This is a genomic window from Ideonella sp. P3_A4 (genome assembly GCF_056403075.1).
Map to the genome: position 1 here is coordinate 1 of NZ_JBFUGE010000022.1, position 12,065 is coordinate 12,065.

Annotated in this window: 11 protein-coding genes; 8 read left to right on the forward strand and 3 right to left on the reverse strand. The window is 67.3% G+C overall.

What is annotated here, in order from left to right:
• From AC1DYI_RS04675 to AC1DYI_RS04690, 4 genes are all read left to right on the forward strand, one after another.
• Positions 1-1,751 (forward strand): LPS-assembly protein LptD (locus tag AC1DYI_RS04675; RefSeq protein WP_477202910.1); only part of this gene is annotated, 1,751 nt, incomplete at its 5' end.
• Entirely contained in the window at positions 1,748-3,073 is a 1,326-nt protein-coding gene (locus AC1DYI_RS04680; RefSeq protein WP_477202911.1) for a peptidylprolyl isomerase, read from the forward strand. The genes AC1DYI_RS04675 and AC1DYI_RS04680, both read left to right, overlap by 4 nt.
• A 49-nt stretch (positions 3,074-3,122) precedes the next feature.
• Complete coding sequence (rsmA, locus tag AC1DYI_RS04685; protein ID WP_477202912.1) at positions 3,123-3,887, forward strand: 16S rRNA (adenine(1518)-N(6)/adenine(1519)-N(6))-dimethyltransferase RsmA; 765 nt, start codon at positions 3,123-3,125, stop codon at positions 3,885-3,887.
• Positions 3,888-3,986: 99 nt separating this feature from the next.
• On the forward strand, positions 3,987-4,157 hold the full coding sequence (locus AC1DYI_RS04690) for a hypothetical protein (RefSeq protein WP_477202913.1): 171 nt from the start codon (positions 3,987-3,989) through the stop codon (positions 4,155-4,157).
• Here AC1DYI_RS04690 and AC1DYI_RS04695 read toward each other — a convergent pair.
• The 3 genes from AC1DYI_RS04695 to AC1DYI_RS04705 all read right to left on the reverse strand — a co-directional run bounded on the left by AC1DYI_RS04695 (position 4,132) and on the right by AC1DYI_RS04705 (position 7,495).
• A complete protein-coding gene (locus AC1DYI_RS04695) occupies positions 4,132-4,527 on the reverse strand; it encodes a barstar family protein (RefSeq protein WP_477202914.1) in 396 nt (131 codons plus the stop codon). The two genes, AC1DYI_RS04690 and AC1DYI_RS04695, sit on opposite strands and share 26 nt — an antisense overlap.
• Before the next feature lie 52 nt (positions 4,528-4,579).
• The gene (locus AC1DYI_RS04700) at positions 4,580-5,005 is read right to left on the reverse strand and encodes a guanyl-specific ribonuclease (protein ID WP_477202915.1); all 426 of its coding nucleotides are present in this window, start codon (positions 5,003-5,005) and stop codon (positions 4,580-4,582) included.
• A 195-nt stretch (positions 5,006-5,200) separates the two neighbouring features.
• Entirely contained in the window at positions 5,201-7,495 is a 2,295-nt protein-coding gene (locus AC1DYI_RS04705; protein ID WP_477202916.1) for an NADP-dependent malic enzyme, read from the reverse strand.
• Positions 7,496-7,647: 152 nt separating this feature from the next.
• On the opposite strand from AC1DYI_RS04705, the gene AC1DYI_RS04710 reads away from it, so the two are divergent.
• The 4 genes from AC1DYI_RS04710 (at position 7,648) to AC1DYI_RS04725 (ending at position 12,056) form a co-directional block, all read left to right on the forward strand.
• On the forward strand, positions 7,648-9,717 hold the full coding sequence (locus tag AC1DYI_RS04710; RefSeq protein WP_477202917.1) for an ATP-binding protein: 2,070 nt from the start codon (positions 7,648-7,650) through the stop codon (positions 9,715-9,717).
• Positions 9,714-10,397 (forward strand): response regulator transcription factor, encoded by a 684-nt coding sequence (locus AC1DYI_RS04715; RefSeq protein ID WP_477202918.1) that lies wholly within the window; start codon positions 9,714-9,716, stop codon positions 10,395-10,397. Before AC1DYI_RS04710 ends, AC1DYI_RS04715 begins: the two co-directional genes overlap by 4 nt.
• 67 nt (positions 10,398-10,464) lie before the next feature.
• Positions 10,465-11,436 carry a thiamine-phosphate kinase gene (gene thiL, locus AC1DYI_RS04720; RefSeq protein ID WP_477202919.1) on the forward strand — a complete coding sequence of 324 codons (972 nt, stop codon included), beginning with the start codon at positions 10,465-10,467 and terminating at the stop codon, positions 11,434-11,436.
• Between the two features lie 128 nt (positions 11,437-11,564).
• Positions 11,565-12,056 carry a phosphatidylglycerophosphatase A family protein gene (locus tag AC1DYI_RS04725; RefSeq protein ID WP_477202935.1) on the forward strand — a complete coding sequence of 164 codons (492 nt, stop codon included), beginning with the start codon at positions 11,565-11,567 and terminating at the stop codon, positions 12,054-12,056.
• Positions 12,057-12,065: the final 9 nt, after the last annotated feature.

Here is a 12,065-nt window from a genome sequence, read left to right on the forward strand (position 1 = left end):
GCGCCGTGTTGCGTTTCCTGGGTGTGCCGATCCTGGCCGCGCCGGTGATCAGCTTCCCGGCCACCGAAGCGCGCAAGTCGGGCTGGCTGCCACCGCTGTTCGACAGCGACACCCGTGGCGGTCTGTCGTTGTCGGTGCCCTACTACTGGAACCTGGCCCCCAACTACGACCTGACGACCACGCCGTCGATCGCCTCGCGCCGCGGGCTGGGGATGCAAGCCGAGTTCCGCTACCTGACGCCAAGCGACGAAGGCCACCTGGATGTCCACACCGTGCCGCACGACCGTGTGGCCGGCCGTGAACGCCACGCCTTCGAGTGGGAACATGCCGGCACCTTCGGTAGCCATTGGCGCTATGGCACCGAGGCCATGCGCGCCTCAGACGACGACTACTGGAAAGACTTCGCCAACCAGTTGCCAAGCAAGACGCGGCGGCTGCTGACCCAGGCCGGCCAGGCCGTGGGCCATTACGACTTCGGCGCCGACTGGAGCCTGGACACCTATGTCGGGGTCCAAGGCTGGCAGGTGCTGCAGGACACCGAGGCCATCTTGCCCCCGTACCAACGGGTGCCGCAGCTGGGCGTGCGCAGTCGAGGATTGTTGGGCGAGCCAGGCGCCCAGGGCGGCTTGGGCCTGCAGTGGGAGCTGGAGCTGGAGGCCAACCGCTTCGAGCTGGCCGACCGGCCGGCGAAGGACGTCCGGCCTGACGGCACGCGTGTGCACATGCTCGGCGCGCTGTCGCGCCCGGTCGATGAAGGCTGGGGCTGGTTCACGCCGCGGCTGTCGTTCAATGCCGCCAGCTACCGCACCGAGGTGCCGATGAGCGATGGCCGGCTGGAAGCCCGTCGCGTGATCCCGACGCTCAGCGCCGACGCTGGCTTGCGCTTCGACCGCGCCACCGCCTGGTTCGGCGAAGGCATGCGCCAGACGCTGGAGCCGCGCCTGCACTACGTCAACACGCCGTGGAAGGACCAGTCCACGCTGCCATTGTTCGACACCGCGGCAAGTGACTTCAACGCGGTCTCGATCTACGCCGACAACCCGTTTTCCGGCATCGACCGGGTGGCCGACGCCCACCAGGTGACGCTGGGCGCGACCAGCCGCTGGCAGGAGTCGGACACCGGCGTCGAACGCCTGCGCCTGGGCGCCGCTCAGCGCTTCCTGTTCCGCGACCAGCGCCTGACGCCGGAGGAGGTGCCGGGCGACAAGCGCGTGTCGGACATCCTGCTGTTCGGCTCCGGTTCGCTGTGGCAGAGCTGGATCTTCGATGCCAGCGTGCAGTACGGGGCGGCGATCGACAAACCGGTGCGCTCGATCGTTGCTGTGCGCTACCAGCCGGCGCCCTTCCACACGCTGGCCGGCACCTACCGCTACGCACGCGACCTGAGCGAACAGTTTGAACTTGGCTGGCAGTGGCCGATCTACCGCAGCGAGTCCAAGCCAGGCGGCAGCGCCTGTCAGGGCACGCTGTACGGGGTCGGCCGTGTCAACTTCAGCATGCGCGACAGCCGCGTCACCGATGCGCTGGCGGGCATCGAATACGACGCCGGCTGCTGGATCGGCCGCTTCGTGGTCCAGAAAACGTCGACTGGCGCGAGCGAATCGACCACCCACTGGATGCTGCAGCTGGAGCTGATCGGCCTGTCCCGGCTGGGCAGCAACCCCCTCAAGGTCCTGAAGGACAATATCCCCGGTTACCAGTTGCTGCGCGACGACGACGCGGCGCCCTTGCCCAAGACGCCCACCCCATGATCGAACCGACCCGTTTCCGCGCCGCCTTGGCCATTTGTGCCGGCCTGCTCGCTGCCACCGCCAGCCTGGCGCAGCAAGCCACCGCGCCATCCGCCCGATCGGCCGACTACATCGTGGCCATCGTCAACAACGAACTGGTGACCCAGGTCGAGGTCGACCAGCGAACGAGCCGGATCAAGCTCGACGGGATCCGCAGCGGCACCCGCTTGCCGCCCGACGAAGAACTGCGCAAGCAGGTGCTGAACGCGCTGATCGAAGAGCGCGTGATCATCACCTACGCCCGTGATGCAGGCATGAAGGTCGACGAGCCCGAGCTGGACCGCGCGGTGGCCAACGTCGCCTCGGCAAACAAGCTCACCCTGGACAAGTTGCACGAGCGGCTCAAGGCCGAGGGCATCGACTACGCGCGCTTTCGCGCCAACCTGCGCGACCAGATGCTGTCCGAGCGGGTGCGCGAGCGCGAGGTGATCAACCGAATCAAGATCACCGATGCCGAAATCGACAACGTGATCGCGTCGCGCAAAAACCAGGCGGCCAGTTCGGCCGAGCTGAACATTGCGCAGATCCTGGTCACCGTGCCCGAGAACGCCGCTGCTGACGTGGTGGCCGAGCGGCGCGAGAAGATCATGGCGGCGCTGGCGCGGGTGCGTGGCGGTGAGCCGTTCGAACTGGTCGCCAAGGCGGTTTCGGAAGACGGCAACAAGGACAAGGGCGGCGAGATCGGCGCCAAGCCGATCGACAGGCTGCCTGACCTGTTCGTCGATGCAGTCAAACCGCTGTCTGTCGGCGCCGTCACCACCGAGCCGCTGCGCAGCGGCGCGGGCTTTCACATCCTGAAGCTGCTGTCTCGCAGCGATGCGCCCGGCGTGTCGGTCACGCAAACGCGCGCTCGCCACATCCTGCTGCGGCCGTCGGCGGCGCTATCGGCCGATGCGGCGCAACGCCGGCTGGCCGAGTTCCGCGACCAGATCGTGGCCGGCAACCGCAAGTTCGAAGACCTGGCGCGCCAGTACTCGGAAGACGGCAGCGCCACCAGTGGTGGTGATCTAGGCTGGGCGGCGCCGGGCAGCTTCGTGCCCGAGTTCGAAGAGACGATGAACAAGCTGCAGCCGGGTGGCCTCTCGGCGCCGATCGTGTCGCGCTTTGGCGTGCACCTGATCCAGGTGATCGAGCGCCGCCAAGTGGCGGTCGACCCCAAGGAGCTGCGTGAGCAGGCGCGCAACGTGCTGAAAGAGCAGAAGTTCGAGCCGGCCTACCTCGAGTGGGTGACCGAGCTGCGCTCGCGGGCCTACATCGAGATGCGCGAGCCGCCGCAGCAGTGACACGCCTGGGTGACCATCGCCTGCGGCATGCCTCCGGCGAGGGGCTGACGTGAAGCACCAGGCGCGCAAACGCTTTGGCCAGCACTTCCTGACCGACGGCTACATCATCGACTCGATCGTGCGCGCGATCGACCCGCGTGTAGACGAACCAGTGGTCGAGATCGGCCCTGGCCTGGGCGCCTTGACCCAGCCGCTGCTGGCCCGCTGCAAGCAGCTGACCGTCGTCGAGCTGGACCGCGACCTGGCCGCGCGGCTGCGCAAGACGCCAGGGCTGGACGTGGTCGAGTCGGACGTGCTGAAGGTCGATTTCGGCGCTCTGGCCGACCGCCTGGGCGGGGGACCGCTGAAGGTGGTGGGCAACCTGCCCTACAACATCTCGACGCCGATCCTGTTCCACCTGCTGCCCTGGGCCGACCGGGTCAGCGAGCAGGACTTCATGCTGCAGAAGGAAGTCGTCGACCGCATGGCGGCCGGGCCTGGCAGCAAGACCTATGGCCGGCTGTCGGTGATGCTGCAGTGGCGCTACGACATCGAATCGATCATCGACGTGCCGCCGGAGTCTTTCGACCCGCCGCCGCAGGTCGACTCGGCAGTGGTGCGCATGGTGCCGTTGCGCGATTTCGCCCAGATCGACGCCGCGCGCTTCGAGGCGCTGGTCGCGGCGGCGTTCTCACAGCGCCGCAAACTGCTGCGCCACTCGCTGGGCCGCTGGCTCGATGAGCAGGGTTTTGGCGGCAGCTTCGACCTGCAGCGCCGGGCCGAAGAAGTGCCGGTGGCCGAGTTCGTCGCCCTCGCCCAAGCGCTCGGCGGCTGACGCCGTCGCTCAACATCAAAGCAAACGGCCCGCCAGGGGCGGGCCGTCGTGCTGAACTGAAGCTAGCTGCAGCCTCAAGCTGCGTTAAGCCACATCGCGGTGTCGAACGCGCTGCTCATCATCGGCATGTTCATCCCGAAGTTCGGGTTGATGCCTGTCTTGGTGCTGGCCTTTGCAGCCGGCTTGGTTTCGTTGGGGGCCGTTTCCACCGCCCGCTCCCATGACCCGTTTTCTTGGGAGCGGGCTACTGAAAAGAATAAAAACACCTGAAGGGTATTTTTCGTTCCGCCCAAAAATCTGCCGCATCGCGGAACACGTCGAGCAGCTGCTCGCGTGATTCACGGTCGAAGCGTGTGTTGTCGGGGATCTGCTCCAGAACGACCACGAAGCCGGGCTGGATGCCGGACTTGTGGACCAAGTCGGTCATGCAGTCGAACAACGCGTCCAGGTTCTTGCCGAAGTGCTGCGGAAACAAGAACGAAGTCGCGATGCCGTCGAGCACCTCTTGCTTGGACTGCGCCTCGGTGAGGTTGGCGTACAAAAAATGCTGGCCCACTTCCTGGGCCGAGCGCATCAGGTCATCGACCCGATACGCGCGTATCGCCTGCACTATGTTGGGACGGRCGGTCTGCAAGAGCATGGTCGCGTTCCTCCTTGGTCAACAAAAAATCCGGTCGTTCGTACCCGCTTGCTCAACTGCCGCACCCATCAGGGTGCGATGCGCTTGAAGCTTGCGAATGGTCTTCGGTATAAAAACAGGCTTCAGGTTCCCGCGGTTGACGGCCGCCGCAAACGATGCGCCGCGCGCCCCGGTCATGTGAGCCCGGCGTGCGCACGGTGTACTCGTGGTAAAAACCTCGTGGTTGGCGCGGCAGCAGTTGCTCTCGGTTGCCGAACACGATGCCGTCCTTCTCGTAAGGGAAGGGGCCACCGGAACGGACCAAGCGCTCGGTTTGCTGCGCCTCCACCGGCAGGGCCGCAAGCGACACCGTGCCGATCGCCGGGCGAGCAGCGGGGCTCAAAGAGCCATCGCCGGAACTCGCCGCAGCGCTGAAGTTCACCAACGCGACGCCACTCAGAAGGCCCGCTGCTGCAACGGTGAGGCCCCACTTTCGCAAGGACCCTCCCACCAGCAGTGGACCAAAGTACGCCACGGGTTTACCCTGAAGACTTAAACACGAATGCTACCCGATGGGCAGAAAAACCACAAGGCCACTGCCCCAAAATGAGGCAATGACGTTGTGGCTGAGTGTTCGCTAACTTCGTGAAAAGTTTTGCAAATTCAACGAAGTAGCAAGGTTGTCATCTGATTTTCAGCGTGCGGCGTTGACGTCCGCGACGGTCAATGCTGTCATGTTGACGATCCGGCGCACCGTCGTCGATGGCGTCAGGATGTGCACCGGTTTGGCCGCGCCGAGCAGCACCGGGCCGATGGCGATGCCACCGCCGGAGGCGGTTTTCAGCAGGTTGTAGCTGATGTTGGCGGCATCGATGTTGGGCAGCACCAGCAGGTTGGCTTCGCCCTTCAAGGTGCTGCGTGGCATCAACTCTGCGCGGTAGGTCGCATCGAGTGCAGCATCGCCGTGCATCTCGCCATCAATTTCGAGCCAGGGCGCGGCCTGCTGGATCAGCGCCAGCGCTTCGCGCATCTTCACTGCTGAGGGTTGGTTGCTGGAGCCGAAATTCGAGTGCGACAGCAGCGCGGCCTTGGGTTGGATGCCGAAGCGGCGCATCTCCTCGGCCGCCAGCACCGTGATCTCGCACAGCTGCTGGGCCGTCGGGTCGTAGTTGACGTGGGTATCGACCAGGAACACCTGGCGCCCCGGTAGCAGCAGCCCGTTCATGCAGGCGAAGGTGTTGACCCCGGGGCGCTTGCCGATCACCTGGCCGACATGGTTCAGGTGCAACTCGGTCGAGCCCCAGGTGCCGCAGATCATGCCGTCGACCTCGCCCTTGTGCAGCAGCATGCTCGAGATCAGCGTCAACCGGCGCCGCATCTCGATCTTGGCCAACTGCTCGGTCACGCCGCGCCGGTCCATCATTTGATGATAGGTCTGCCAGTAGTCGCGGTAGCGCTGGTCGTCGTCGATGTTGACCAGCTCGTAGTCGCGCCCTTCCTTCAGGCGCAGGCCCATCTTCTCGATCCGCGCCCGGATCACACTGCCGCGCCCGACCAGCCAGGGCTGGGCCAGGCCTTCGTCGACGACCACCTGCACGGCAGACAGCACGCGCCGGTCTTCGCCTTCGGCATAGGCCACACGCTTGGATTTGGCCTTCTTGGCGACGCTGAAGATCGGCTTCATCAGCGTGCCGGACGCGTAGACGAAGCTCTGCAGCTTGTCGCGGTAGGCGGCCAGGTCGGCAATCGGCCGCTGCGCGACGCCGGACGCGCGCGCCGCATCGGCCACCGCCGGCGCGATCTGCATCATCAGCCGCGGATCGAACGGCTTCGGGATCAGGTACTCGGGCCCGAACGACAGCGTCGCACCGGCATACGCCGTGGCCACCACGTCACTCTGCTCGGCTTGCGCGAGCTCGGCGATCGCGCGCACCGCGGCGATCTCCATCTCGTCGTTGATCGTCTTCGCGTGGCAATCGAGCGCGCCGCGGAAGATGTACGGGAAGCACAGGACGTTGTTGACCTGGTTCGGGTAGTCGGTGCGGCCGGTGGCCATGATCGCGTCGTCGCGCACCGCCTTGACCTCTTCCGGCATGATTTCCGGCGTCGGGTTGGCGAGCGCGAAGATCATCGGCTTCGGCCCCATCGACTTGACCATCTCGGGCTTCAGCACGCCACCGGCCGACAGGCCCAGGAACACATCGGCACCGACGATCACCTCGGCCAGCTTGCGCATGTCGGTCGCTTGCGCGAACTCGGCCTTGTCCGGGTCCATCAGTTCGGTGCGGCCTTCGTAGACGACGCCGGCCAGGTCGGTGACCCAGACGTTTTCTTTCGGCAGGCCGAGCTTGAGCAGCAGATTCAGGCAGGCCAGCGCGGCGGCGCCCGCGCCCGAGGCCACCAGCTTGATGTCCTTGATGCTCTTGCCGACGACCTTCAGGCCGTTCAGCAGCGCGGCGCCGACGACGATCGCGGTGCCGTGCTGGTCGTCGTGGAAGACGGGGATCTTCAGCCGCTCGCGCAGCTTGCGCTCGACGTAGAAGCAGTCGGGCGCCTTGATGTCTTCGAGGTTGATGCCGCCGAAGGTGGGCTCCAGCGCGGCAATGATGTCGACCAGCTTGTCTGGGTCTTTCTCGTTGATCTCGATGTCGAACACATCGATGCCGGCGAACTTCTTGAACAGGACACCCTTGCCTTCCATCACCGGCTTGGACGCCAGCGGGCCGATGTCGCCCAGGCCCAGCACCGCGGTGCCGTTGGTGACCACCGCCACCAGGTTGYCGCGCGAGGTGTAGCGAAAGGCGTTGGCCGGGTCCTCGACGATCTCTTCGCAGGCCGCCGCCACGCCTGGCGAATATGCCAGGGCCAGGTCACGCTGGTTGATCAGCTGCTTGGTCGCGGTGATGGCCACCTTGCCCGGCGTCGGGAACTCGTGGTACTCCAGCGCGGACCGGCGCAGTTCGGCTCTTTTTTCCTCGAAGGTCGGCATGGGGCGGTCCTCGCGCAGCGTGGGGGGCGGATTGTAGGAGGCCAGGTCTGACAGCTTTGACAGCTTCGCCGTGCAGTGTCGCCAAGGGGCGGGCTCTGGGCATGCGCGAAACTGCTTACGGCGGGGCCGGATGCCCCCACCATACTGCGCCGATGAATCCGCCCGCACCCAGCGCCCCACTGCCCGAGCCGCCACGTGCGCGCCGCAGCGTGCGCTGGCTGTTGTGGGGCGCGCTCGTGGCGTTGCTGCTGGTGGCGCAGTCGCTGCTGGTCGGGCTGACCCTGAGCTACGAAGAGTCGCGCGCGCAGGACCGGGCCGATGCCGTCGCTGCGGCGGCATCGGGTGAGATGCGGCGGCTGGTGCAGCGCAGCCTGCAAAGCGCGCAGTCCCTGACCTGGAACGACCCGCCGCTGACGCAGTGGCACTACGACGCGCAAGAGATGCTGCGCCAGCGGCGCGAGTTTCTGCGCATGGAGATGCGCGACAGCGACCACAAGCTACTCGACGCTGTCGAGACGCCGTTTCGCCCGCCGGTGTTCGGCACCATGGCGCGCGCCGACCTGGAGATCGAGATGCACCCGGCCTGCGCCACCGCGCGCCGCGTCGCATCGCCGCAATTCTCGCGCTCGTATTTCGTGCCGCAGGCCGGTGGGTTGGGGCTGGAGGTGGTGGACCTGTGCCTGCCGTTGGACCGCTCTGGCCGAGCCAGCGGCTACATGATCGCAACGTTGGCGTTGGGCCAGCTGCTCGAAGACGCCGCCAATGCTGCTGGGGCGAACGACCACGAGCTGTCGCTGGTCGAGGCGGACGGCACGCGGCTGGTGCGGGCGGGGCTGCACCGCGGCACCGGCGTCTTCCAGGCGACGCGGCTGGTCGACCTGCCCGGCAACTCGCTGCAGCTACGGGCCGACTCGGCGCAGGGCCGCCCGGGCCTGATCCCCAACCTGACGCTGGCGCTGGTGGTCGGCCTGTCCTTGCTGCTGTTCGGCTTGGTGGTGCTGCTCGCGCGCGACGTGCGTCGGCGTGCGGTCGCCGAGACCGCGTTGGCCGAGGCGCTGGCCTTTCGCCGGGCGATGGAGGATTCACTGGTCACCGGCCTGCGCGCACGCGACGTGCGAGGCCGGGTCACCTACGTCAACCCAGCGTTTTGTGCGATGGTCGGGTTCGAGGCCCATGAGCTGGTGGGCAGCGACCCGCCGCCCTACTGGCCGCCCGAGCGCATCGACGAGTACCGCCAACGCCAGTCCGAACGCTTGAGCCTGAGGCGCGACCTCAGCGCGCAGCGTGAAGGCTTCGAGACGCAGTTCATGCGCCGCAACGGGGAGCGCTTTCCGGTGATGATCTATGAAGCGCCGCTGCTGGACCGCGTTGGCCACCACGCCGGCTGGATGAGTGCGGTGCTGGACGTGAGTGCGGCGCGGCGCATGGAAGAACTGTCGCGCCAGCAGCAGGAGCGGCTGCAAGCCACCGCGCGGCTGGCGACCGTTGGCGAAATGGCCTCGCTGCTCAGCCACGAGTTGAACCAGCCGCTGGCCGCGATCGCCAGCTACGCCACCGGTTCGCTGAACCTGGTGGCCGATGCCGAACAGCAGCCGGCCACCGCCGGCGACACCGTGGCGATGCTGCGCCAGGCGCTGGAGCGCATTGCCGAGCAGGCCGAGCGGGCCGGCCGCGTGATCAAGAGCGTGCACGGCTTCGTGCGMCGGCGCGAGCGCTCGCGCGAGGCGGTCGGCGCCGATGTGTTGATTGAGGCCGTGCTGCCGCTGGTCCGGCTGCAGGCCCGCAAGAGCGGTACCCGCATCGAGGTCGAATGCCCGAAGCCGTCGCCGCGGGTCTGGGTCGACCGCACGATGATCGAGCAGGTGCTGCTGAACCTGACGCGCAACGGCATCCAGGCGATGGAAAGCGACGCCACGCCGCTGGACCAGCGGGTTCTGACGCTGCGTGTCACGCAGCCGCACGCGCGCTGGGTTCACATGACCGTCAGCGACCGCGGGCCAGGCATCGCGCCTGAGGTGGCCGCGCGTTTGTTCACGCCGTTCTTCACGACCCGCGAAGAAGGCATGGGCCTGGGCCTGTCGCTGTGCCGCACGGTGATCGAGCAGCATGGCGGTGCGCTCGATTTCGGTCCCGCCACGCCAAACGGGCAGGGCACTGAATTCCGGTTTACGCTTGCGGTTCCCGACCCGGCCCGGCATGCGGCCGAACCGTCCGCCGAATGAACAGCCCTGCCCTGAGTTCCCGCTTCGGCTTGCCGATGGTCTACCTCGTCGACGACGAGGACGTGGTGCGCGACGCATTGGCCTGGTTGCTGCGCACGCGGCGCCTGCTGTCCGAGGGCCACGCCAGCGGCGATGCCTTCGCGGCCTTCCTTGCGCCCAAGTCGCCGGCTGACTGGCCCAACGCACCGTCGTGCGTGTTGCTCGACGTGCGCATGCCAGGCCTGTCGGGCCTGGCCTTGTTCGACCAACTGGTCGAGCGCGGTTTTGTCGAGGCGCTGCCGGTGATCTTTCTGACCGGCCATGCCGATGTGCCGACGGCGGTGGCGGCGGTCAAGCGAGGCGCCTTCGACTTCGTCGAGAAGCCGTTCTCCGACAACGCACTGGTCGATCGCATCGAACAAGCGCTGTTGCGCAGCGAGGCGGCTTTGGCCCGGCGCGCCGACAAACGCCAGGTCGAGCGGGCGCTGTCCGAGCTGACCGAGCGTGAACGCGAGGTGATGAACCTGGTGGTCGAGGGCAAGCCGAACAAGCTGATCGCCGATGCGCTGGACATCAGCGTGCGCACGGTCGAAGTCCACCGCKCGCGGGTGTTCGAGAAGATGAACGTCAAGTCGGCCGTCGAACTGGCGAATCTGCTGCACCCGCTGCCGGAATACCGGCAGCACCCTCCGAGAGGGTAGCGCGGCCGCTTCGGAGCGGCCGTGCGCTGGCCGCGCCGCTTCGATCCAAGTCACTMACAATTGAGGCATGGCCCTCGGTGAATTCGACCTGATCGAAAAGTACTTCCGCCCGCCGGTGCAACGCGCTGCGCTGGGCGGCGGCGACGACTGTGCGCTGCTGATACCGACGCCCGGCATGCAGCTCGCGGTGTCGACCGACCTGCTGGTCGAGGGCCGGCATTTCCTGTCCACCGTCGCGCCAGATCGGCTGGGCCACAAGGCGCTGGCGGTCAACCTGAGCGATCTGGCCGCCTGCGGTGCCGAGCCGCTGGCTTTCACGCTGGCCTTGAGCCTGCCGCGCGCCGATGCGGCGTTCCTGGCGCCCTTCGCGTCCGGCCTGTTGGCACTGGCCGAGCAACACGAGATCGAGCTGGTCGGTGGTGACACGACTGCCGGCCCGCTGACGATCGGTATCACCGTCTTCGGCGAGGTGCCCGAAGGCCTGGCGCTGCTGCGCAGTGGCGCGGCGCCGGGCGACGAGCTGTGGGTCAGTGGCTGCCTGGGCGATGCGCGGCTGGCGCTGGAAGTGTTCCGCGGCCACGCTGAGCTGCCGGGCGATGCCTTCAGCGCGGTGCGCGAGGCGATGGAGCGGCCGCAACCGCGGGTCGCGCTGGGCCAGGCGCTGCGGGGCGTCGCCAGCGCGGCGATCGATCTCTCGGACGGCCTGCTGGGCGATCTGGGCCACATCCGTCGGCGTTCGGACGTTGGTGCCACGGTGTGGCTCGACGCGCTGCCGCGCAGCGCTGCACTGGCGGCTCAACCGCAGGCCTTGCAACGCGAGTGCCTGCTGGCTGGTGGCGACGACTACGAGTTGCTGTTCACTGCGCCGGCCGGCGCTGCCGATGCGGTGCGCGCTGCGGGCCTGGCCAGTGGCACCCCGGTCACCCGGATCGGCCGCATCGAGCCGTCTGCGGTGGGCATGAAGGTGTTCGCCGAAGCCCATGGCCGCGACCCGCTGGACCTGTCGGCCTTCACCGGCTTCGACCACTTCAAGAGCTGATGAACCACGACGACAACTTGCCGGTCGAGGACGCGCAGGTGCGCGTCGAAACGCCCGCCGCCGCGCCTGGCCGCGGCCCGGTGATCGACAACGGTGCGTCGCCACCGCGCCGGGCCAGCGTGGGGTTGATGCTGTCTCACCCGGCGCATGCGTTTTCGCTCGGTTTCGGCAGCGGCCTGTCACCGGTGGCGCCGGGCACTGCGGGCACCTTGTGGGCCTGGCTGGCCTACACGGTGATCAGCGTCTGGCTCACCCCACTGGGCTGGGGCCTCGTGCTGGCAGGCRGCACGCTGCTGGGCGTGTGGGCCTGTACCCGCACCGCGCAGGCGCTGGGCACCAGCGACCCGAGCGCGGTGGTGTGGGACGAGATCCTCGCGTTCTGGGCCATCCTCTGGCTGATCGCGCCGGCCAGTCTCGGCCAGCAGTTGGCCGCGTTTGCGCTGTTTCGTTTCTTCGATGCGATCAAGCCGGGGCCGGTGGGTTGGGCGGACCGCCTGTTCAAGCCGGCCCCCGGCCAGCCCCCGGGTTGGCGCCAGGGGCTGGGCATCTTGCTCGACGACGCGGTGGCGGCGTTATGCACGCTGCTGGTGCTGGCGCTGTGGCGCAAGCTGATCGGCTGAGAGGCGCGC